This window comes from Cryobacterium algoricola (assembly GCF_004402485.1).
GTDB lineage: Bacteria > Actinomycetota > Actinomycetes > Actinomycetales > Microbacteriaceae > Cryobacterium > Cryobacterium algoricola.
Map to the genome: position 1 here is coordinate 791,210 of NZ_SOFG01000004.1, position 21,813 is coordinate 813,022.

At 69.3% G+C, this 21,813-nt stretch carries 22 protein-coding genes; 5 read left to right on the forward strand and 17 right to left on the reverse strand.

Features of this window, described 5'->3' with window-relative positions; genetic code table 11:
• Window positions 1-61: 61 nt before the first annotated feature.
• On the reverse strand, window positions 62-1,285 hold the full coding sequence (locus E3O44_RS04125) for an MFS transporter (RefSeq protein WP_134532725.1): 1,224 nt from the start codon (window positions 1,283-1,285) through the stop codon (window positions 62-64).
• Window positions 1,286-1,325: 40 nt separating this feature from the next.
• On the opposite strand from E3O44_RS04125, the gene E3O44_RS04130 reads away from it, so the two are divergent.
• Window positions 1,326-2,021, forward strand: a complete 696-nt coding sequence (locus tag E3O44_RS04130; RefSeq protein ID WP_166792528.1) for a maleylpyruvate isomerase family mycothiol-dependent enzyme — start codon at window positions 1,326-1,328, stop codon at window positions 2,019-2,021.
• Here E3O44_RS04130 and E3O44_RS04135 read toward each other — a convergent pair.
• From E3O44_RS04135 to E3O44_RS04155, 5 genes are read right to left on the reverse strand one after another with little or no spacing between them, the layout of a single operon-like run.
• Window positions 2,018-2,995 carry a bifunctional riboflavin kinase/FAD synthetase gene (locus E3O44_RS04135; protein ID WP_134532728.1) on the reverse strand — a complete coding sequence of 326 codons (978 nt, stop codon included), beginning with the start codon at window positions 2,993-2,995 and terminating at the stop codon, window positions 2,018-2,020. The two genes, E3O44_RS04130 and E3O44_RS04135, sit on opposite strands and share 4 nt — an antisense overlap.
• Window positions 2,992-3,444: a hypothetical protein gene (locus tag E3O44_RS04140; protein WP_134532730.1), complete on the reverse strand. Its 453-nt coding sequence runs from the start codon at window positions 3,442-3,444 to the stop codon at window positions 2,992-2,994. Before E3O44_RS04140 ends, E3O44_RS04135 begins: the two co-directional genes overlap by 4 nt.
• 37 nt (window positions 3,445-3,481) lie before the next feature.
• On the reverse strand, window positions 3,482-3,850 hold the full coding sequence (locus E3O44_RS04145) for a hypothetical protein (RefSeq protein ID WP_134532732.1): 369 nt from the start codon (window positions 3,848-3,850) through the stop codon (window positions 3,482-3,484).
• The gene (truB, locus tag E3O44_RS04150; RefSeq protein ID WP_134532734.1) at window positions 3,847-4,851 is read right to left on the reverse strand and encodes a tRNA pseudouridine(55) synthase TruB; all 1,005 of its coding nucleotides are present in this window, start codon (window positions 4,849-4,851) and stop codon (window positions 3,847-3,849) included. The genes E3O44_RS04145 and truB overlap by 4 nt, the downstream gene beginning before the upstream one ends.
• A complete protein-coding gene (locus tag E3O44_RS04155; protein WP_241976007.1) occupies window positions 4,848-5,498 on the reverse strand; it encodes a TetR/AcrR family transcriptional regulator in 651 nt (216 codons plus the stop codon). The genes truB and E3O44_RS04155 overlap by 4 nt, the downstream gene beginning before the upstream one ends.
• A gap of 94 nt (window positions 5,499-5,592) precedes the next feature.
• Here E3O44_RS04155 and E3O44_RS04160 point away from each other — a divergent pair, with 94 nt between their 5' ends.
• Together E3O44_RS04160 and E3O44_RS04165 are read left to right on the forward strand one after the other, a co-directional pair.
• Entirely contained in the window at window positions 5,593-7,017 is a 1,425-nt protein-coding gene (locus E3O44_RS04160) for an MFS transporter (protein ID WP_241976009.1), read from the forward strand.
• Window positions 7,018-7,111: 94 nt separating this feature from the next.
• Complete coding sequence (locus E3O44_RS04165; protein WP_134532737.1) at window positions 7,112-8,119, forward strand: ketopantoate reductase family protein; 1,008 nt, start codon at window positions 7,112-7,114, stop codon at window positions 8,117-8,119.
• A 133-nt stretch (window positions 8,120-8,252) separates the two neighbouring features.
• Here the strand turns inward: E3O44_RS04165 and E3O44_RS04170 are convergent, their stop codons facing one another.
• Window positions 8,253-8,918 (reverse strand): nucleoside/nucleotide kinase family protein, encoded by a 666-nt coding sequence (locus tag E3O44_RS04170; RefSeq protein WP_134532739.1) that lies wholly within the window; start codon window positions 8,916-8,918, stop codon window positions 8,253-8,255.
• Window positions 8,919-9,024: 106 nt separating this feature from the next.
• Between E3O44_RS04170 and E3O44_RS04175 the strand changes: the two genes are divergently transcribed.
• Together E3O44_RS04175 and E3O44_RS04180 are read left to right on the forward strand one after the other, a co-directional pair.
• Window positions 9,025-9,891: an HhH-GPD family protein gene (locus E3O44_RS04175; protein WP_241976057.1), complete on the forward strand. Its 867-nt coding sequence runs from the start codon at window positions 9,025-9,027 to the stop codon at window positions 9,889-9,891.
• A 76-nt stretch (window positions 9,892-9,967) separates the two neighbouring features.
• Window positions 9,968-10,696: a DUF72 domain-containing protein gene (locus E3O44_RS04180; RefSeq protein WP_134532741.1), complete on the forward strand. Its 729-nt coding sequence runs from the start codon at window positions 9,968-9,970 to the stop codon at window positions 10,694-10,696.
• 23 nt (window positions 10,697-10,719) lie between these two features.
• Here E3O44_RS04180 and E3O44_RS04185 read toward each other — a convergent pair whose 3' ends face one another.
• From E3O44_RS04185 to E3O44_RS04230, 10 genes are all read right to left on the reverse strand, one after another.
• The gene (locus E3O44_RS04185) at window positions 10,720-10,926 is read right to left on the reverse strand and encodes a hypothetical protein (protein ID WP_134532743.1); all 207 of its coding nucleotides are present in this window, start codon (window positions 10,924-10,926) and stop codon (window positions 10,720-10,722) included.
• 185 nt (window positions 10,927-11,111) lie between these two features.
• Window positions 11,112-11,603 carry a 30S ribosome-binding factor RbfA gene (gene rbfA, locus E3O44_RS04190; protein ID WP_134532745.1) on the reverse strand — a complete coding sequence of 164 codons (492 nt, stop codon included), beginning with the start codon at window positions 11,601-11,603 and terminating at the stop codon, window positions 11,112-11,114.
• A gap of 128 nt (window positions 11,604-11,731) precedes the next feature.
• Entirely contained in the window at window positions 11,732-14,605 is a 2,874-nt protein-coding gene (gene infB, locus E3O44_RS04195; RefSeq protein WP_134532747.1) for a translation initiation factor IF-2, read from the reverse strand.
• A gap of 76 nt (window positions 14,606-14,681) precedes the next feature.
• Complete coding sequence (locus E3O44_RS04200; RefSeq protein WP_134532749.1) at window positions 14,682-14,939, reverse strand: YlxR family protein; 258 nt, start codon at window positions 14,937-14,939, stop codon at window positions 14,682-14,684.
• Between the two features lie 8 nt (window positions 14,940-14,947).
• Window positions 14,948-15,958, reverse strand: coding sequence for a transcription termination factor NusA (gene nusA / locus E3O44_RS04205; protein ID WP_134532751.1), 1,011 nt, complete (start codon window positions 15,956-15,958; stop codon window positions 14,948-14,950).
• Between the two features lie 135 nt (window positions 15,959-16,093).
• Window positions 16,094-17,857 carry a proline--tRNA ligase gene (locus E3O44_RS04210; RefSeq protein WP_174775022.1) on the reverse strand — a complete coding sequence of 588 codons (1,764 nt, stop codon included), beginning with the start codon at window positions 17,855-17,857 and terminating at the stop codon, window positions 16,094-16,096.
• Between the two features lie 132 nt (window positions 17,858-17,989).
• Window positions 17,990-19,147, reverse strand: a complete 1,158-nt coding sequence (ispG, locus tag E3O44_RS04215) for a flavodoxin-dependent (E)-4-hydroxy-3-methylbut-2-enyl-diphosphate synthase (RefSeq protein WP_174775023.1) — start codon at window positions 19,145-19,147, stop codon at window positions 17,990-17,992.
• Between the two features lie 145 nt (window positions 19,148-19,292).
• Entirely contained in the window at window positions 19,293-19,661 is a 369-nt protein-coding gene (locus E3O44_RS04220; RefSeq protein WP_241976011.1) for an SHOCT domain-containing protein, read from the reverse strand.
• Between the two features lie 134 nt (window positions 19,662-19,795).
• Window positions 19,796-20,455, reverse strand: a complete 660-nt coding sequence (locus E3O44_RS04225; protein ID WP_134532754.1) for a response regulator — start codon at window positions 20,453-20,455, stop codon at window positions 19,796-19,798.
• Window positions 20,452-21,726, reverse strand: coding sequence for a sensor histidine kinase (locus tag E3O44_RS04230; RefSeq protein ID WP_198415863.1), 1,275 nt, complete (start codon window positions 21,724-21,726; stop codon window positions 20,452-20,454). The genes E3O44_RS04225 and E3O44_RS04230 overlap by 4 nt, the downstream gene beginning before the upstream one ends.
• Window positions 21,727-21,813: the final 87 nt, after the last annotated feature.

Here is a 21,813-nt window from a genome sequence, read left to right on the forward strand (position 1 = left end):
GCCCCGAGACGGAAGGTACGCCGCGAGGCGCGCGCGGGGGCATCCGTCGGCCGGCGGAGGGTCAGTGGGCGCGGTCGAGGTCGTCTTCGAGGAGGTGCGGGCGGGCGATGACGCGCGCGGCGAAGCCCACGGCGAGGGCGGTCGCGATCAGGAACCAGAGCGGCCAGGTCCAGCCTCCGGTGAGCTGGTGCAGCACGCCGACGACAAGCGGGCCGAGCGCGCCGAGGGTGTACCCGACACTCTGCACGAACCCGCTGAGCGCGACCGAGCCCTCGTGGGTGCGGGTACGGAGGTTGATCAGCACGAGTGCGAGCGGGAAGTAGAGCGGACCGAGACCGGCGAGCAGCACCCAGAGCACTGTCAGGGTGCCCGGCGCGAGGAGGAGCCCCACGTCACCGGCGATGAAGGCGAACATGCCGACGTAGATCAGGAGGCTGAGGTTCTTCATCCGCACGGCGAGCCACGGGACGACGAGCGCGCACGGCAGGCCCACGGCTGCGTAGAGCGACAGCAGTGTCCCGGCCTGGCCGGGGCTGAGCCCCGCGGTCTGGGTGAGCATCAGCGGAAGCCACGCGAAGAGCGCGTATGCGTTGAGCGACGACGTCCCGAAGACGACGGCGATCGCCCAGGCGATCGAGGAACGGCCGATGCGGGCGAGCAGCACCGGTTCGGCCTCGGGGACAGCGGGCGGGGCGGTCTCCGAGATCCGGTGTCGCACGAGCATGGTGGCCCAAGGCACGAGGGCGAGGAGGGCGGGGATCATCCACATGCCGAGGGAGACCCGCCAGCCTGCGGCATCCGCCACCGGGACCGCGACGAGCGGCGGAACGAGGGTGCTCAGCGACAGCACCGTGACGTAGAGGGAGGTCACGAGGCCGACGCGGTCGGGGAAGTACTTCTTGACGAGCGGGGGCAGCAGCACGTTGCCGACGCCGAGGCCGGCGAAGGTCACGACGCTGCCGATGATGAGCCAGGTCAGGGAACCGGCGCCGCCGCGGAGGAGGTGGCCGGCGAGGATTGCGACCAGGGCGACGACGACCACCCGTTCGAGCCCGATGCGGCGGGTGAAGACCGGCGTGAAGATGCCGAAGGCCGCGAAGCAGACCGGTGGGAGCATGCCGAGCACGCCGATGGCGAGCGCACCGAGCGGCACGTCGACGCTGATCGACAGGACGATCGGGGACAGCGCGGCGACGGCCGTTCGCAGGTTCGCCGCGACGAGGAGGATGCCCAGAAGTGCGAGGGTTCGCCCGGCCCAGAGACTGCGGATCGGGGTTGGGTTCACCGGCCAAGTCTATTCACCGGGCGCGTCTAGGCTGGACGGCATGCCCGATATCTCGCAGTACCTGCCGTTCAGCCGAAAGCCCCAGCTCGACGACACCGGGACGACCGCCGACTGGAGTGCGGAGATCGCGGCGACCCTGACCGGTATCGCAGACATCCTCGAGACGCTGTCCCCGGAGGAATGGGAGACGCCGAGCCTCTGCGCCGGCTGGCGGGTGCGCGACACGGCCGGGCATCTGGTCTGGCGGGTCGGCACCCCGACGCGGGAGCTGCTCGGCACCGGGTGGACGGCAGTGCGGGAACAGTTTCCGAACCCGAGTGTGAACCACGCCGTCGACTCGCTCAGCCGCCGGGCCGCCGAGGCGGAGCCGGACGCGCTCGTGGCGTCGCTCCGCGCCACTGCCGCGGAATACGCTGCCGGGCGAGTGACCGGGCGAGGGCGCCACGGGATCACCGAGCTGACGGAGGTCGTCGTCCACGGACTCGATCTGGCGCATCCGCTCGGCAGGGCCCTCGACGTCTCGCCGGTCGCGCTCGGCGCGGTTGCGGTGCGCAAGGCCCTGATCGCGCCGACCTCGGTGAAGGCGGTCGTACGCCGCCGGACGCTCGTGGCGACGGATGCCGGCTGGCGCGTCGGCCGCGGGGCCGTGATCGACAGCACGGCCGTAAACATCGTGCTCTTCCTCTTCGGCCGGGAGGGCTTCACGCCGACCGGGCCGCGCTCCCCCGCAGCCTAGGCGCGCGGCGGCCCGCTCTGGCCCGAGTGCATGGTCGAGTCGGCGAGCAGCGTGCGGATCTGGTCGACGTCGGCTCGCATCTGCACGATGAGGGGATCGATGCCGGTGAAGGCGACCATGCCGCGGATCCGGTCGACGAAGGACACCTCGACGACGTGACCGTAGAGGTCGATTTCCCGGTCGAGGACGTACGCCTCGACCTGCTTCTGCGCGACCCCGTGGAAGGTCGGGTTGTTGCCGACCGAGATCGCGGCCGGGTAGCGGGTCGCACCGTCTGTGAGCCAGCCGGCGTAGACGCCGTCCGCCGGGATCAGCCCCTCGGATTCCTCCGAGATGTTGGCCGTCGGGAACCCGAGTTCGCGGCCGCGGGCCGCTCCGTGCACGACCTCTCCGCGCACCGTCGGGGTGTGGCCGAGCAGCTCACCGGCCGCTCGCACGTCGCCGCTCGCGAGCAGTTCCCTGATCCAGGTCGAGGAAACCCGGCGTACGCGGTCGGGCTTGACGTCCTCGATGAGGTCGACGACGAAGCCGAAGCGGGTGCCGAGTTCGGTGAGCAGGGCGATGTCCCCGGCCCCGTTGGCGCCGAAGCGGAAGTCCTCCCCGACGAGAATGTGGCGGGCGTGCAGCCCGTTCACGAGCACCGTCTCGACGAACACCTCGGGCGGAAGGCTCGCGAGCTCCTGGGTGAACTCGAGCACGAGGGTGGCGTCGACGCCGGTCTCGGCGAGCAGCCGGAGCTTCTGTTCTGCGCTGATCAGGAAGGGCGGGCACTTCTCGGGGGCGAGCAGGGCGAGCGGATGCCGGTCGAAGGTCACGATGACGGCCGTGAGCCCCTGCGCCTCGGCGATGTCGTTCAGACGGCCGATGACGGCACGGTGGCCGGCGTGGACGCCGTCGAACTTTCCGATCGTGACCGCGGAGCCGCGGGTGCCGGCCTCCAGCGGGAGGGAGCCGATGCCGGAGAGGACCTTCACGGGCGGGCCTGCTGTCCGGCCGGACGATGGCGGGCGAGCCACATCATCCCGAGGATCGGCAGCACGAGTGGGATGAAGAGATAGCCGCTGCCGAAGACCGACCAGACCGAGTCGTGCGGGAAGAGCGCGGGGTCGACGATGCTCAGGGTGCCGACGACGAGCACGCCGAGCAGTTCGAAGGAGATGGTCGCCCACGCGATGCGGTACCAGCGGCCGCTGCTCCGTACGAGCGCGATGGTCGCGACGATGTACACGACGGCGGACAACGCCGAGAGGGAGTACGCGAGCGGTGCCTGGTCGAACTTGGAGGCGATCTGCACGAACGAGCGGCCGGTCGCGGCGAGCGCGAGCAGTCCGTAGACGGCGATCAGCAGGCGGCCGACGCCGGTGACCCTGCGCTTCTGCGGTCCATCGACGACGTTCTCGGGTGCGCTCTTCGGTCCGGTCATGGCCTGACAATTATCGCAGCAAGTTGGGACGTCACTCTCACAGGCCCTGAACTGTCCAAATCTGGAACATGCGGTACACCATGACCGCGATCGCGAGGCATGCTCCGCCGAGGATCACCGTGCTCCAGCGGCTGCGTTCGATGAGTGCCCAGGCCGCGGCCGCGACCGGAACGAGGAGTGCGCTCACGAGATAGGTGTAGAACTCGAGCAGGCTCCCGCTCGCGGTGTTCCCGGCGAACGGCGCCGCGATCGACACGACGAGCTGTCCGACCAAAAGCAGTTCGACGAGCGCCGTCGCGCCCAGGGTCAGGTCGTTCGGGACCCGGCCGAGCAGTCCGAGAACGAGGCAGAGCAGGCCGGCGATCACGGCGACGCCGACCTGGAGCCAGGTGAACCACTCGATCATGAGGACTCCCCCGCCGCGGCCTCGTCCGGCGGGAAGTTGATCACGGTCCGGGCCTGCGTGCCCCGGAGCTCGACGAGGCCGACGAGCCGGCCGCCGGGGGCGATCGCGGCGAGTGGGGCGGCGGCCCCCGCTGTTCCGTCGTCCTCGACCGCAGCCGTCACCTCGATGCGCTTGCCGTGCCCGAGGTCGATGGCCTGTTGTTCGGTGAGGTCGAGGCGCCCGAGCACGCGCGTTGCGGCATCCGCCGGCTTGATGAGACCGGCTGCGACGTCGAGCTCCGCGAGGGGCTGGGCATTGTCGATCCGGAACGGTCCGATGCGGGTGCGACGGAGCGCGGTCAGGTGCCCCCCGACGCCGAGCCCGGCGCCGAGATCGCGGGCGAGGGCCCTGATGTAGGTGCCCGAGGAGCACTCGACGCGCACCTCGAGGTCGAGGAAGCCGTCGACGGCCGTACTCGACAGCAGGTCGAACGCGCTGATCGTGACGGGGCGCGAGGGCAACTGCACGTCCTCCCCGTCGCGCACGCGGGCGTACGCGCGCTTGCCGTCGACCTTGATCGCGCTCACCGCGCTCGGCTGCTGGCTGATGGCACCGGTCAAGAGCCGGATTCCCGCCGCAATGGACGCGGGTTCGATGCGAGCGACGGATGCCTCCGGTGCGCGGGAGAGCTCCTCGCCTTCCGCGTCGTCCGTGGTCGTCGCGGCGCCGAGCCGGATCGTGGCCAGGTACTCCTTGTCGAGGCCGACGATGAAGGTGAGCAGCCGGGTCGAGCTGTTGATGCCGAGGATCAGCAGGCCGGTGGCCATCGGGTCGAGGGTGCCGGCGTGGCCGACTTTGCGGGTTCCCGCGAGGCGCCGGGTGCGGGCGACGGCGTCGTGGCTCGTCCAGCCCTGGGGCTTGTCGACGAGGAGGAGGCCGCTCGCGGTGGAGTGCACCCGCGCGCTGTTCCGGGACGAGGTCTCGTCGTTGGGTTCGGTCTCCCGCTCGATGTCTGCACTCATGAGCGTGTCCACGTTACTCCCGACGCGTCGAGCACGACGTCGAGCTTGCCCCGGAAAGCGCACCGCATCAGTTCCTCGGCGGCCTCGTCGTCCTCGAAGATATCCGGGAGCCGGATCGCGAGCAGGGTGTTGAAGAGCATGCCGTTCGCGAGGAAATCGCGGATGGTCTCTGGGCTGAACCCGGCTTCGTCGCGCAGCATCCGGTAGATCTGCAGGAAGCCCTCCCTGGCCTTGGCGCCGATCACCGGGTCGTGCCCGGTGATGAAGGCCTGCATGAGCGAGAGCAGGATGCCGCGGTCGTCGATCAGGTCGACGTAGGCGGCCCCGAGGCGGGTGATGAGCGGATCGGCGTCGTCGCCGTCGTCGGCCGGCCGGTGCTCGGCCAGGGTCTCGCGGAAGGTCGTCATGAGTTTGTCGAGGGCGCGCGCGACGACCTCGAGGAAGAGGTTCTCTTTGGTGCCGAACATCCGCACGACATAGGGCTGGCTGATTCCGGCGGCTTGCGCGACCTGGTCTGTCGTCGCACCCGAGTAGCCCCGCTCGCCGAAGACACGGCTCGCCGCGGCCAGGATCTGTTCCCTGCGCAATGCCGCGGGGATTCGTTCGGTGGTCGTTTCTTTGGCTGCCGTACCGGAATCTTCACTCACTCTTGACATGGTATCCGCGAATAACTATCGTGTCATTTTGTAATCATTCGATTACATCATTCCGGTTCGTTGTCTCTCCTCGATTGGATACCACGTGTCCCTGCCGCTCACGCGTCGCGTCCCGATCTGGCTCGCCATCGTCGCGTCCTCACTCCCCATGTTCATGGCCACCCTCGACAACCTCGTCGTGACCGGCGCGCTGCCCGTGATCAACCGCGACCTCGGCGCATCCATCGAGGAGCTGCAGTGGGTGATCAACGCGTACTCCCTGAGCTTCGCGACGTTCATGCTGATGGCCGTCGCCCTCGGTGACCGCTTCGGCCGGCGCACGGTCTTCCTCACCGGAATCGCGATCTTCACGGTCGCCTCCGCACTGTCGGCGCTCTCGGTCGAGCCTTGGCAGCTCATCGCCGCCCGGGCGATCCAGGGCGTCGGCGCCGCGGCCCTGATGCCGTTGTCGCTGACCCTCCTCGTCGGCTCGGTCAGCGACAGGCTCCGCCCGGCGGCGATCGGAATCTGGGGCGGCATCTCCGGGCTCGGCGTCGCCCTCGGCCCCCTGATCGGCGGCGCCGTCATCGAAGGCTGGAACTGGCAGGCCATCTTCTGGCTGAACGTCCCGCTCGGCGTGGTCTCGATCCCGCTCGCGCTCGTCGCCCTGCCCAACAGCTTCGGCGCCAGGGTCCGGGCGGACGTCGTGGGGCTCGTCCTCGCCGGAGTCGGCGTCTTCGGTCTCGTCTACGGCATCGTTCGCGGAAACGACGCGGGCTGGACCAGCCTCGAGGTCCTCGGCGCTCTCGCGGGCGGCGCCGTCCTGCTCACCGCGTTCGTCGCCTGGGAGGCCAGGACTCCCGACCCGTTGTTGCCGCTCCGCCTGTTCCGGGACCGCAGCTTCACGGTCGCCAACCTTGTCGGCCTCACCTTCAGCTTCGGCATCTTCGGGTCGATCTTCATCCTGATCCAGTTCCTGCAGATCGTGCAGGGGCACACCCCGCTCGAGGCCGGCCTGATGACGATGCCGTGGACGCTCGCGCCGATGGTGGTCGCGCCTCTCACCGGACTGCTGAGCCCGCGAACGGGCACCCGGCTGCCGATCGTGCTCGGTCTCTCGTTTCTCGCGATCGCGATGGGCTGGCTCGCAATCGAGATGAGCGCCACGGTTGCATACATCACCCTCGTGCCCGCGTTCCTCCTCGCCGGAGTCGGAATGGGGCTCGTGTTCGCACCGAGCTCGACGGCGGTGCTCGCGAACATGGTCCCGAACGATCACGCGAAGGCCACCGGGACCAACTCGACCCTGCGCGAGATCGGCGTCGCGCTCGGTGTCGCCGTGCTGACGGCCGTATTCACGGGCGCCGGAGGAGAGCTGACCCCGACCGGCTACGTGGACGCGGCCGTCCCCGCCATCGTCGTCGGGGCATCCGTGCTCGCACTCGCCGCCGTGATCGGGCTCGCCCTGCCGCACGGCCGCCGCACACCGGCCGCGACTCCCGTCCCTGAACCCGTCGCCCTTTCCGTCTGACCCTCCCGACACCTCGCGAGAGTACACTTTTGGCCCTTAAGAACGCGTTTTAGGGGCCACAAGTCCGCTCTCGCGGGGGATCTAGGCTGGAGGGATGCGAATTGCTGTGATCGGTGCGGGTGCCCTCGGCGGAACGTTCGCCACACTGCTGGAGAAGGCCGGCCACACGGTCACGGTGATGGCCCGCGGGAAGGCGCTCGACGTCATCCGCTCGGAGGGCATTCACCTGACCGGCGGCTTCGGCGACGTGACGGCCCGGCCAACGGCCGTCGAGCTGCTCACGGAGACACCCGAGCTCACGCTCGTCTGCACCAAGGCGCAGGATGCCGCCGCCGCGATCACCGCGAACGCGGCGGTGATCGACGGGTCACCCGTGATCGTCGTGCAGAACGGGCTCGACGGCGTCACGACCGCCCGGCGGATCCTGCCGCACTCCGACTGCTTCGGAGCACTCTCGATCATCGCCGCGAACTATGCGGCGCCGGGACTCGTGACGGTGACGACGCCGGCGCCCACATACCTCGGGCACGATTCCGGGGACATCGATGCCGGAACCCTCGCCTGGCAGGGTGTGCTCGACGCGGCATTCCCGACCATCGCGATCGGGAACTTCGTCGGGGCCCAGTGGACCAAGCTCGTGGTCAACATGCTCAACGCGCTCCCGGCCGTGACGGGCCTGAGCGTGCAGCAGGTCGTCGACGACGACGGGCTGCGCAGGATCCTGACGGCGAGCATGCGCGAAACCGTCCGGGTCGGGGCCGCCCGCGGCGTGCGTTTCGGGGCGCTCCAGCGGCTCGGCGACCGCCGGTTGCGCGGATTCGCCGGCCTGCCGCTCTCGATCGGCCAGCTGCTGCCCCGCCTGATGCGGGCCAGAATGGGCGACGTGCCGAATCTCGGGTCCACCCTGCAGAGTCTGCGTCGCGGCCAGCTCACCGAGGTCGACCACCTCAACGGGGTCGTCGTGCGGGAGGCCGCCGCGGCGGGGGTCGCCGCGCCGGTCAACATACTGCTCACGGCCCTCGTCCACGAGGTCGAGGCCACCGGACGCCCGCTCACCCCGGCCGAGGTGCTCGTGCGCTTCGCCCCGCTCCGACTGCGGTAGGTCCGCGCCCGGGAATCGCGGGACGGCCCCGTGCCGACGGCACGGGGCGACGTGCGCAACCGTGCGGGCACATCGACCCGGCGTGGGCAGCCGTGCGGGAACGTCGACCAGGCGGCGACCCGACGGCTCCGGCTCAGCAGCTGTCGAAGAAGAGGCGGCGGGGATCCGCCGGATTGGCGAGGTCGACGACGGCGGTCGCCCACGACCGGGGCCGGACCTCGGCCCGGTAGAGCCGGTCGGCCAGGGCCTGGTCATCGGGAAGCGGAGAGCCGCCGAGCGCAGGGTCGGTCCCGGTGTCCGCGGCATCACCGAGTTCCCCGGAGGGCTTCAGCTCGGCGGAGAGGTCGATGAATGCCCCGCTCGTTGCGGCATCCGCCTCGGTCTCGGTGAGGACGCTGAACGACCAGCCGTCGCGCACTTCCTTCCTGAGGAGGAATTCCCCATCGAGGATGAGGGTGTCGTCTTCCGGTCCGGTCGTGGCGCCGGCCAGACGGAACGGGGTGAGCAGCGCACGGCGCAGCAACTCATAGTCGTACCCGTGACGAAACAGTCGCTCGGGCGACGCCGGTCCGAAGGCGGCCTGCTCCTGGTCGGAGAGCCGGAAGTCTCCGAGGGACGCGCGCGAGACCGCGTGACCCCGCTCGGCGAATGCGGCGGCGAGGTCGTCGGCGAAGGTGGAGCGGGCGACGGGGTCTGTGCCATCGATCGCGACGATGGTGCGGCCTCGGGCGTAGAGGCTGAGGATCTCGGTGGCGAGGTCGCTGAGGAATTCGGTGCGTGGTGTTGAAACGGGCGTCATGAATCGAGCCTAGGTTAGTGGGGTGAATGCAACCGTCATCGCGCCCGCAGATTCCGCGCCGGCGAGCCCGCCAGCGGCCGCTCCCGAGGGCGCGCCGGTCGGCGCGATCGCGAACGCCGTCAATTCCTGGTTCGGGCTACACGCTCGGGACCTGCCGTGGCGGCGCGACGGGTTCGGCGCGTGGGGCGTGCTCGTGAGCGAGTTCATGCTGCAGCAGACGCCGGTGACCCGGGTGATCCCGCACCTCGAGGCCTGGCTCGCGCGCTGGCCGACTCCGGCGGACCTGGCCGCCGTTCCGCCCGGCGAGGCCGTGCGCGCGTGGGCGACCCTCGGCTACCCGCGGCGCGCACTCTGGCTGCACGCCGCCGCCGTCGAGATCGCCGAGAACCACGGCGGGGTCGTGCCCGAGGACGTCGACGTGCTCCTCACGCTGACCGGGATCGGGGACTACACCGCTCGGGCGGTCGCCGCCTTCGCGTACGGCCACCGGCATCCGGTCGTCGACACGAACACGCGCCGGGTTATCGCCCGCTGCGTGGCCGGCCAGGCCGAGCCCGCGCCGCCGAGCAGAACCCGCGACCTCGCGGCCATGGACGCCCTGCTCCCGGCGGATGCGTCGGCTGCGGCCGTCTTTAACGCCGGCGCCATGGAGCTCGGCGCGCTCGTCTGCACGTCGGCGCGGCCCCGCTGCTCGGACTGCCCGCTCGCCGCCCTGTGCGCGTGGCGCGCGGCCGGGTACCCCGAATACCGGGGTCCGAAGAAGACCGTGCAGAAGCAGTTCGCCGGCAGCGACCGGCAGGTGCGCGGGCTCATCCTCGCCGAACTGCGGTCCACGAGGCACCCGGTGACGGATGCCGAGATCACCACGCTCTGGCCGGAGCCGACCCAGCTCGCCCGCGCTCTCGCCGGCCTGCTCGCCGACGGCCTCGTGACGGAGGTCGCGCAGGGGGCGTACTCTCTCCCCCACGAATGACCGGACCGGCACGCGTCATCCACGCCGGAAGGAACGCCGGAACGGATACCGATGGGAGCAGGGGGCTGGCACGACCGTGAGCATCCGGATCGGGACGTCAGGCTGGAGTTACGACCACTGGGACGGCGTGCTGTATCCGCAGGGCCTGCCACCGGCCAGGCGGCTCGAAGTCTACGCCGCCCGTTTCGACACGGTCGAACTCAACGCGAGCTTCTACCGCTGGCCGAGAGAGTCGACATTCGCGAGTTGGCGACGCCGGCTGCCCGAGGGATTCCAGCTCTCGGTGAAGGCGCCGCGCGGCCTCACCCATGGCAGGCGCCTCTACTCCCCCGAGGTCTGGGCCGCGCGGATCGCGGCATGCTGGCACGAACTCGGCGACAAGCGCGCGGTCCTGCTCGTGCAGCTACCGCCGGGGATGGAGCGAGACGACGCCAGGCTCGAGTACTTCCTCGGGGCCCTGCCGGACTGGCTCAGGGTCGCCGTCGAGTTCCGCAACGACAGCTGGCTGTCCGATGCGGTCTTCGGGATCCTCGAGCGGCACGGTGCCGCCTATTGCGTCATGAGCGGCGCGAACCTGCCGTGCGTCCTGCGTGCGACGGCATCGTTCGTGTATGTGCGCATGCACGGCCCCGATCACGAGCACCTGTACGGCGGTTCGTATTCGGAGGCCGACCTCGACTGGTGGGCGGACCGCATCCGCGACTGGCAGCGCACCGGACGGGACGTGTTCGTCTATTTCAACAACGACGGCGGCGGCAATGCCGTGCGGAATGCGAGCAGCCTGGCCGAACGCTTCGGGCGGTGACACGCCCGACCGCCGCGGTGGGGTTACTTGGCGAGCGTCGCGATCGACTGGGCCCAGAGGAAGAACTTGTTGGTTCCGAGGTCGCCGATCGTATCGATGCCGAAGGCCGCTTTGAGGTGCTCCGCGTCGCTGTCACTCACGCCCTGGAGCGCCGCGACGGGCGCCTTCGCGAGCTCCTCCACGGGGAGCGTTTCGTATGCTTTGTCGAGCTTGGCTGCGATGCCGGCCATGAGGTACCTCCACAGTGAGATGGGCCTTCGGGGGACGAAAGCGCTTATAAGCGTAGTTCGACCCCGGCTCCCTCGCTAGGTGTCAGGCGCCCTCGGAAGCGCGCACTCTGCGCTGAGGTGTCGCATATCTATGCTCACGAGCCTCGTGGACATCGATCTGCGACACCTCAGGGAGGCGAGATTCGCTATTCGGCGTGGTGACCGACGGCGGGAGTCTCGTCCTCGTCGTCGTCCTCGTCATCGTCGTCGTCCTCGAACTCGCGCGGCTTGACGTACGGGTCCTCGTCGCCGGCGTACTGGGCACCCTGGGCGAGTGCACCGACCTGGCTGTCGCGCTCGCGCGCCTCCCGGAGGAGGTCGTCGATCAGGGCGGCGTTCTCGGGGATCGCGTCGGCGATGAACTCGAGCGACGGGGTGAGCCGGGCGGTGATGTTCTTGCCGACCTCGCTGCGCAGCAGTCCGGTGGCGGCCTTGAGGGCGGCGGCACTGTCGGTGCGCTCCTCGAGGGAGCCGTAGACCGTGTAGAAGACGGATGCGTGCTGCAGGTCCCCCGTCACCTTGACGTCCGTGATGGTCACGAAGCCGAGCCTCGGGTCACGCAGGCCGCGTTCGAGCCGCTTCGCCACGATGACCTTGATGCGGTCGGCCATTTTCCTGGCGCGTTCCGGATCTGCCATGGTCTCACTCCTCTTTGATTCACAAGTATTCGGAAAACTGGTGGTTCACACTGTCGTGCTGAGCGACCAACGGGCCTCAGACCCCTCACGGAGAGGAGCCGGAGACCCGTCGATCAGACGCTGTCTGGTTAGACGCGCGGCTTTTCCTTCAGTTCGATCGTCTCGATCTCGTCGCCGATCTGGATGTCGTTGAACTTGCCGAGACCGATACCGGCCTCGAAGTCCGTACGAACCTCGGTGACGTCGTCCTTGAAACGACGCAGCGACTCGATGCCCAGGTTGTCTCCGACGACGACGCCGTTGCGGATGACCCGCGCCTTGGCGTTCCTCGTGATGACACCGGAGCGGACGATGACGCCGGCCACGTTTCCGAACTTGGACGAGCTGAACACCTCGCGGATCTCGGCGACACCACTCTGCACCTCTTCGAACTCGGGCTTGAGCATTCCCTTGAGGGAGTTCTCGATGTCCTCGAGCGCGTTGTAGATGACCGAGTAGAACCGCACGTCGACACCCTCACGGGCGGCACGCTCGCGGGCCTTGGTGTCCGGGCGCACGTTGAAGCCGATGATGATGGCGTTGTCGACGGTGGCGAGGTTGACGTCGCTCTCCGTGACAGCACCGACACCGCGGTGGATGATGCGCAGCTGCACGGAGTCGTCGACCTCGATCTTGAGGAGCGACTCTTCCAGGGCCTCAACGGCACCGGAAACGTCACCCTTGATGATGAGGTTGAGCGATTCGACCTTGCCCTCTTCGAGTGCACGGGTGAAGTCTTCGAGGCTGATGCGCTTGCGGGCCTTGGCCAGCAGTGCGTTGCGCTCGGCGGCTTCGCGCTTCTCGGCGATCTGACGGGCGGTGCGGTCTTCCTGGATGACCAGGAAGGTGTCACCGGCCCGGGGAACGCTCGAGAGGCCCTGGACCTGCACGGCGCGCGACGGCGTCGCGGCGAGCACGGCAACGCCGTTTTCGTCCGCCATCGCACGAACGCGGCCGTAGGCCGTTCCGGCGACGATCGAGTCGCCGACGTGCAGCGTTCCCGACTGGATGAGCACGGTCGCGACCGCGCCGCGGCCCTTGTCGAGACGAGCCTCGATGGCGACACCGCGGGCGTCCTTGTCGGGGTTGGCGCGCATGTCGAGTCCGGCGTCCGCGGTGAGGAGGACGGCCTCCAGGATTTCCTGGATACCGACCTTCTGCTTCGCAGACACGTCGACGAACATGACGTCTCCGCCGTACTCTTCGGCGACGAGCCCGAATTCGGTGAGCTGCTGGCGCACCTTCTGCGGGTTCGCGCCCGGCTTGTCGATCTTGTTGACCGCGACCACGATCGGAACGTTGGCCGCCTGGGCGTGGTTGAGCGCCTCGATGGTCTGGGGCATGATGCCGTCGTCCGCCGCGACCACGAGGATCGCGATGTCCGTCACCTGGGCACCACGGGCACGCATGGCGGTGAACGCCTCGTGGCCCGGTGTATCGATGAAGGTGATGGCGCGGTCGATGCCCTCGTGCTCGGTGATGACCTGGTAGGCACCGATGTGCTGGGTGATTCCGCCGGCTTCGCCTGCGGCGACCTTGGCGTTCCGGATCGCGTCGAGGAGCGCGGTCTTACCGTGGTCGACGTGACCCATGACGGTCACGACCGGCGGGCGGGGCTTGAGTTCCTCGTCGGTCTCCTCGGCAAGCTCCTGGTCGATGTCGATGTCGAAGCCGAGGAGCAGTTCGCGGTCCTCGTCGTCGGGCGAGACCATCTGGATCTTGTAGCCGAGTTCTTCGCCGAGCACGTCGAAGGTCGCCTCGTCGAGGGACTCCGTCGCCGTGGCCATCTCACCGAGGTGGAACAGCACGGTGACGAGGTTTCCGGGGCTCGCGTCAATCTTGTCCGCGAAGTCGGTGATCGAGGCACCGCGGCGCAGACGCACCACGGTTCCGCCGTCGCCGCGGGGGACGCTGACGCCACCCAGCGACGGGGCCTCGCGCAGCTCGAACTCGGCGCGCTTCGTACGCTTGGACTTGCGGGCCTTGTTCTTGCCGCCTCCGCGACCGAACGCACCAGCGGTTCCGCCACCGGGGCCGCGACCGCGGCCACCTGCGCCGCCGCCACCGGCGGGACGCGGCGGGCCGAAGCCGGGGGCACCGGCGGGGGCGCCACCGGGACGCTGGAATGCGGGACGTGCTCCGCCCGCTCCGGCGCCACCTGGACGCTGGAACGCGCCGGGACGCTGGCCGAAGCCGGTCGGGCGGGGAGCCTGGCCGGGTCCACCCGGACGCGGCGCGCCGGGGCGCGGTGCGGCGGGACGGGGGATGTTGCTCGGGGCCGTCGAGGACGGCGGGCGCTGGCCCATGCCCTGTGCGCTCGCGAACGGGTTGTTGCCCGGACGCGGCGTGGGGGTCTTGCCCATGCCTTGGTTGCTGGCGAAGGGGTTGTTGCCCGGACGTGCCGACGGCGGGCGCGGAACGCTCGCGCCGGGCTTGGCGCCCGACGACGGTCCACGGTCGGCCTTGGCGGCCGGGGTCGCCGCAGTCGGGGCGGTCGGGTCTGCTGCGGCTGCCTGCTCGGCGGCCTTCTCGATGCTCGCGGACTTCTCAGCGGCTGCGGCCTTCTCGACGGCAACCGTCTGGCGTTCTGCGACGGTGAGGGGTGCGACGGGATGCGGCGCGGCATCCGTTACCGGGGCTTCGACGGGCGCGGCGGGAGCCGCACTCGGACGCGCACCCGGCTTGACCGCGAGGCGGGCCGGTGAGGGCCGCGCACCGGGCTTGACGCCTGTGGGGGCACCCGGCGTTGCGCCGGCACCCGGGGTGGTTGACGGGGCAGTGGTTCCGGCGCCGGAAGCGGCGTCGGCCAGCAGCGCCGCGCGCAGGCGACGGGCTACCGGGGGTTCAACACTGCTGGACGGGCCCTTGACGAACTCGCCCATCTCTTTCAGTTTCGCAAGGGCTACCTTGCTGTCGACATTGAGTTCGCTAGCGATCTCATGTACGCGTGGTTTCGCAGCCACAATTCTCCAATTCCGGGTCTGCACCCGGAAAGGGGCAGACCGTTAGTAACGGACGGGTCTCATTTCGAGCCGCTCATTAGTTGTCCATTAGCCAGTTCAGCCTGTTCTCTAGTTGTTTCGCGTCCAGAGGACTGGTCACGCGAAGCGCACGCCCGAAAGCGCGTCGCCGCAGTGCGTCCTGGAAGCATTCGATGCTGGGATGCAGCCACGCGCCTCGACCGGGCAGAGTGGCGGTGTGATCCACCACGAGGTCCGAGTCTCGGGATACGAGCCTCAGTAAAGAGGCACGAGGAGCGCGCGAACGGCATCCAATGCACGTTCTAACGGGTTCCATCGTACCCCCTATTCCGAGTCCTCCAGGATGCTGTCCGGCTGGATGTCGATTTTGGCGCCGGTCAGCTTGGCGGCGAGGCGGGCGTTCTGGCCCTCTTTGCCGATCGCGAGCGAGAGCTGGTAGTCGGGAACGAGGGCGCGGACGGCCTTGATCGACTGGTCGATCACGTAGGCGCTCGTCACCTTGGCCGGCGACAGGGCGCTCGCGACGAACGTCGCGAGGTCCGGAGAGTAGTCGACAATGTCGATCTTCTCGTTGTTGAGCTCCGCTGTCACGGCGCGGACGCGCTGGCCGAGTTCGCCGATGCAGGCGCCCTTGGCGTTGACGCCGGGCTCGGTCGCGCGCACGGCCATCTTGGTGCGATGACCCGCCTCACGGGCGAGGGAGACGATCTCAACGACACCGCTCGCGATCTCGGGGACCTCGAGGGCGAACAGGCGCCGGACGAGGGACGGGTGGGTGCGCGACACGGTGATCTGCGGGCCCTTCAGGCCCTTGCCGACGGCCGTGACGTAGACCCGGATCCGGGCACCGTGCACGTAGGTTTCGCCGGGGACCTGTTCTTCCGGCGGAAGGATCGCTTCGATCGTGCCGAGGTCGACGTGGATCATCCGCGGGTTCGGGCCCTGCTGGATGACGCCGGCGACGATCTCGCCTTCGCGCCCCTTGAATTCTCCGAGCACTGCGTCGTCGGCCAGGTCGCGGAGACGCTGGTTGATGACCTGCTTCGCGGCGAAGGCCGCGATCCGGCCGAAGTCGGTCGGGTTGTTGATCGCTTCGCCGATGACGTTGCCGTCTTCGTCGAGCTCTGGAACAAAAATGTCGACGTGGCCGGACTTGCGGTCGAGAACGACACGCGCTTCCGGCTCTTCTTCGACGGCCTGCTTCGTTGTCTCACCCTGGTGGGTGTGCTTGACGTATGCCGTCAAGATCGCCTGCTCGATGATCTGCACGAGTTCCTCGAAGGGAATCTCTTTCTCGCGCTCCAACTGCCGCAACACGCTGAGGTCGATGTCCATGGCCGGCCTCCTCTATTCAGATTCTGCCGCCGCGAAACTGCGCAGCGGGCTGGTGTCTACGGTACCCGACGGAACAGGCGCCCGTCACCCCGAAGGGGACGGGCGCCTGTTTCAGACGGCGTTTCTGGGCGGTTCTCAGGCGAAGTGCGCGCCGAGGTTGTCCACGGCGCACTGGATGCGCTCTCCCGTGCGGCGGTCCCACAGCTCGACGATGCCGTCGACGGCTCCGCGTCCGACGATCACGATCTGCGGAACCCCGATCAGTTCGGCGTCGCCGAACTTGACGCCGGGCGAGACCTTGCGGCGGTCGTCGTAGAGCACCTCGCGGCCGGTGGCCTCGAGGGTCGCTGCCACCGCGGCCGCGGTCTCGAAGACGATCTCGTCGCGCCCTGCCGCGATCACGTGCACGTCGAACGGAGCGACCGACACGGGCCAGATCAGGCCCTTCGGGTCGTTGTTGAGCTCGGCGAGGAGCGCGAGGATGCGGGTGATCCCGATCCCGTACGAGCCCATCGTGACCGTGACGAGCTTCCCGTTCTCGTCGAGCACCTTGAGTCCGAGGGCTTCCGCATACTTGCGGCCGAGCTGGAAGACGTGGCCGATCTCGACGCCGCGCGCGAGCTCGACGGGGCCGGAGCCGTCGGGGGCCGGGTCGCCTGCCCGCACGTTCGCAACCTCTGCCGTGCCGTCGACGGCGAAGTCGCGCCCGGCGACGAGGCCGAAGACGTGGCGGCCGTTCTCGTTGGCTCCGGTGATCCACGCGGTGCCATCGACGACGCGGGGGTCGACGAGGTAGCGGATGCCGGTGGCCGACGTTTCGCCGAGCACGGCGCCGGCCGGGGCCCACGGTCCGATGTAGCCCGTGACGAGTCCGGGGTGCTTGGCGAGGTCGCCGGGGTTGGCCGCTTCGACCTCTGCGGGGGCGAAGACGACCTCGGCGCGCTTGAGGTCCACGTCGCGGTCGCCGGGGACGCCGACGATGACGAGTTCGCGGGTGCCGTCGAGGTTGGTCAGGGCGAGCACGATGTTCTTGAGGGTGTCCGCCGCCGTCCACTCGCGACCGTCGGTGCGGGGGTGGTTCGCATTTGCGCTGTCGACGAGGGTCTGGATGGTCGGGGTGTCCGGGGTGTCGTGCACCTCGGCGGCCGGCAGCGCCGTCCAGTCGATGACCGGAGGGACCAGGGTCGTGAAGGCCTCGACGTTGGCGGCGTACCCGCCGGCCGAACGCACGAAGGTGTCTTCACCGATCGGGGTGGGGTGCAGGAACTCTTCGCTCCGGGATCCGCCCATCGCGCCGGCATCCGCCTTGACGATCACGTACTCGAGGCCGAGCCGGGTGAAGATGCGCTCGTAGGCGTCGCGCTGGGCCTGGTAGCTCAGGTCGAGGCCGGCGTCGGTGTAGTCGAAGGAGTACGCGTCCTTCATCGTGAACTCGCGGCCGCGCAGGAGGCCGGCGCGGGGGCGTGCCTCGTCGCGGTACTTGTCCTGGATCTGATAGATCGACAGCGGCAGGTCCTTGTAGCTGTTGTAGAGGTCCTTCACGAGCAGCGTGAAGACCTCCTCGTGGGTCGGCGCGAGCAGGAGGTCGCTGCCCTTGCGGTCCTGGAGGCGGAAGAGGCCGTCGCCGTACTCGTCCCAGCGGCCGGTGACCTCGTAGGGTTCGCGCGGGAGCAGGGCCGGGAAGTGCACCTCGAAGGCGCCGGATTCGGCCATCTCCTCGCGGACGATGGTCTCGATCTTGTTCTTGACGCGGAGGCCGATCGGCAGCCAGGCGAAGATGCCGGGGGCCTGGCGGCGGATGTAGCCGGCCCGGACCAGGAGGCGGTGGCTGGTGACCTCGGCATCCGAGGGGTCTTCGCGGAGGGTACGGAGGAAATAAGACGACAGACGTGTAGGCACCCCCCTACTTTACGACGCGCGCCGGATACGACTGTTGCCGTTACGGACAACTGCGACCGGCAGAGCAGGCACAGTTGTCCGGAACGGCAACAGTTGGCGGGGATTGGGGCGGGCGGGCGGGCCCGCGCGGGGCTACCGGGTGATCGTGACGACGGGGGCTCCCAGGGAGTCCTCGGAGGGCGGCATCTCGGCGGCGAGGCGGTTGGCCTCTTCGATCAGGGTCGCGACGATCTCGGACTCCGGCACGGTCTTGATGACCTCGCCGCGAACGAAGATCTGACCCTTGCCGTTGCCGGATGCGACACCGAGGTCGGCGTCGCGGGCCTCGCCGGGTCCATTGACGACGCAGCCCATCACGGCGACGCGCAGGGGCACGGTCATGCCCTCGAGACCGTCGGTGACGTCGTTGGCGAGCTTGTAGACATCCACCTGGGCGCGGCCGCAGCTCGGGCAGGAGACGATCTCGAGCTTGCGCTCGCGGAGGTTGAGCGACTGCAGGATCTGCAGGCCGACCTTGACCTCTTCCGCGGGCGGTGCGCTCAGCGAGACGCGGATGGTGTCGCCGATTCCCTCGCCGAGCAGGATGCCGAAGGCCGTCGCGCTCTTGATGGTGCCCTGGAAGGACGGGCCGGCCTCGGTGACGCCGAGGTGCAGGGGCCAGTCGCCGCGTTCCGCGAGAAGGCGGTACGCCTTGACCATGATCACGGGGTCGTTGTGCTTGACCGAGATCTTGAAGTCGTGGAAATCGTGTTCCTCGAAAAGGCTGGCCTCCCAGACGGCGCTCTCGACGAGCGCCTCCGGGGTGGCCTTGCCGTACTTCTGCATAATGCTCGGCTCGAGGGAACCCGCGTTGACGCCGATCCGGATCGAGACGCCGGCGGCCTTGGCCGCTGCGGCGATCTTGCCGACCTGGTCGTCGAACTTGCGGATGTTGCCCGGGTTGACCCGCACGCCGGCGCAGCCCGCGTCGATCGCCGCGAAGACATAGCTCGGCTGGAAGTGGATGTCCGCGATCACAGGGATCTGGCTCTTCTTCGCGATGATCGGCAGGGCCTCTGCGTCGTCACGGCTCGGGACGGCGACACGCACGATGTCGCATCCGCTCGCCGTGAGTTCGGCGATCTGCTGCAGGGTGCCGTTGATGTTGGTGGTCGGAGTCGTCGTCATCGACTGGACGCTCACTCGGGCGTCACCGCCGACGAGGACTTTGCCGACCTTGATCTGCCGGCTCTTGCGCCGGGGAGCGAGGATTTCAGGTACTTTGGGCATTCCCAAATTGATTGCAGCCACGCGAATATCTTAGGTGCCAGAACTGGGCGGATGCCCGGCCCGGGCTATTTCCGCACCGAACGCGAGCGCGGGTGTTGCGCCGGTGCGCGGGTGGTGGACCACCCGCGCAGCGGCGCAACTCCCGCGTTCGGCGAAATGCAGCCCGTTACTGGGGCGGGAGCGGCGCGCCGGGGGCGGGGTCTGCGCGATTGGCGCGGAGCACCTCGAGGCGGGCACGGTACTCGACCTCGTCGATGTCACCCTGGGCGAAGCGCTCGGCGAGGGTCTTCTCGGCGCTCCGGGTGCCGTCGGCCTGCCCGGCCTGGGCCGCCTGCCACGCCTGCCAGCCGGGGTGACCGGAAAAGCCGGGTCCGCCGTGCCGACGCCAGCGCCGGCCGAGGATGGCGAAGAGGGTGACCACGAGGAGAAGGCCGAAGAACGGGATCAGGAAGAACAACCAGACCGGCCCGCCGCCCCAGCCCGGGCCATAGCCCATGTGGGTGGCGAACCCGGTGAGAACTGCTGTCGAGAGCATGGAGAATCCAATCTGTGTGAGGACTCCCGGCACGGGAGCCTCGGTGGGAAGAACCGATGATCCGATTCTTCCCGGCGGTGCTTCGCGGGGCATCGGCCCGGTGGAGTCACCTCGACTACTCCCCCGGGTGCAGGTCACCAGCCGTCGCTGACGAGTCCCGACTCGTAGGCGAGGATCACCAGTTGCACGCGGTCGCGCGCGGCGAGCTTCGACATGATCCGCGACACGTGGGTCTTCGCGGTGAGGGGGCTGAGGAACAGCCGCACGCCGATCTCGGTGTTGGTGAGTCCCCGGCCGACGAGCGCGAGCACCTCACGTTCCCGGTCGGTGAGCACGGCGAGCGCTGCCGGATCGCTCGGCCGCCGCAGCCCGGTCTCGAGCCGGGTGAGCAGTCGCCGGGTCACGCCGGGCGAGAGCAGCGCGTCCCCGGCCGCGGCGACCCGCACCGCCCGGATCAGTTCGGTCGGTTCGGTGTCCTTGACCAGGAAGCCGCTCGCGCCGGCCCTGATCGCCTGGACGACGTACTCGTCGAGTTCGAAGGTCGTCACGATCACGATGTGGGTTCCGGCGAGCTCGGGGTTGCCGGCGATCTGCTCGGTCGCCCAGAGTCCGTCGCCGCCGGGCATCCGGATGTCCATCAGTACGACGTCGGGCCGGAGCCGGGTGACCTGCTCAACGGCTTCCGCGCCCGTCGCCGCGTCCGCGACGACCTCGAGGTCCGGCTCGGACTCGAGCAGGGAGCGGAAGCCGGCCCGGATCAGTTGCTGGTCGTCGGCGACGACGACGCGGATCACCGCATCCTCCGCACGGGAAGGCGCGCCTCGACGAGGAACCCGCCCGGCGACGGCCGTTCGACGCGCAGGCTCCCGCCGAGGAGTTCCGCGCGTTCGCGCATGCCGAGCAGGCCGCCGCCGGGAACGATGGCCGGGTCGAGCGGCTCGGTCGAGCCCTCGTCGGTCACCGTGAGCACGGCGTAACCGTCGTCGAGCTCGAGCCGGACGGTCGCTGACCGGGTCTGCGAGTGCCGCAGCACGTTGGTGAGGGACTCCTGGCAGATCCGAAAGAGCGCGAGCTGGGTGGCGGCGGTCGTGGCGTCCATCACGGGCTGCAGCTGTGCGATGAGCTCGACGTGCAGCCCCTGGGCGCTGTACGAGTCGATCAGGGCGGGAAGCCGCGACAGGTCGGGCTCGGGGGTGAGCGGCACGGCACCCCCGGCACTCTCACCGCTCTCCGCCTCGGTGTCGGAGCGCAGGATGCCGAGCACCGTGCGTACCTCATCGAGGGCGGTCTTGCTCGTGAGCTTGATGTTCGCGAGGGCCTCCGCCGCCTTCGCGGGCTGGCTGTCGATGAGGTGCAGTCCGACTCCGGCCTGCACGTTGATCAGGGACAACGAATGCGCGAGCACGTCGTGCAGTTCCCGCGCGATGCGCACCCGCTCGCGCTGTTCCGCGGACTGGCGGCGGGCATCCGCTCGGCGGCGCAGCTCACGGATCTGCTCGCGCCGGGTGCGCACCCATTCTCCGATCGCGCAGAGCACGGCGAGGGCGACGGTCGTGATCGCGATGCGGGCGGGCGGAAGCGGGACTCCGAGCGTGCCGGCGAGCGCGATGGTTGTCGCCCAGGCCACGGCAACGGATGCGTAGACCCAGACCCGCGCGCCGCGCACGATCCCGAGCACGATCGCGAAGGCCAGGGCCACGTAGGGCAGGCCGATGTCCGGGCGGAGCAGGATGAGCGCGCCGGCCGCAGCGGCGCACACGGCCGCAACCGGGCCGGGGAAGCGGCGGGCGCCGAGGAGGGCGATCGGACCGATCAGGGCGAGGGCGACCGCGAGGAACCAGCCGGGCCGGGGCGCGCCGAGTTCACCGCCGAGATCATGCCCGGCGTGGCCGAAGTCGCGGCCGTAGCGGGCGAGCACGACGGTCGCGGGAACCTGGACGAGGAACGAGAAGATCGCGGGGAAGCGCACCCGGCCCCTGCGTGGCATTCGGTTACCGAAGTCGGCAACGGGAAGCGCGCGGTCGTGGTCGAACCACGGCGCATCGGTATCCCAGTGTGGTGGCATATTCCGATGCTACGTGCCGGAGCGACCACCGGCATCCGCCCCCGGGAGTACGTACCGGCGCGCACTCTGGCCCTGGGCGATGTCGCG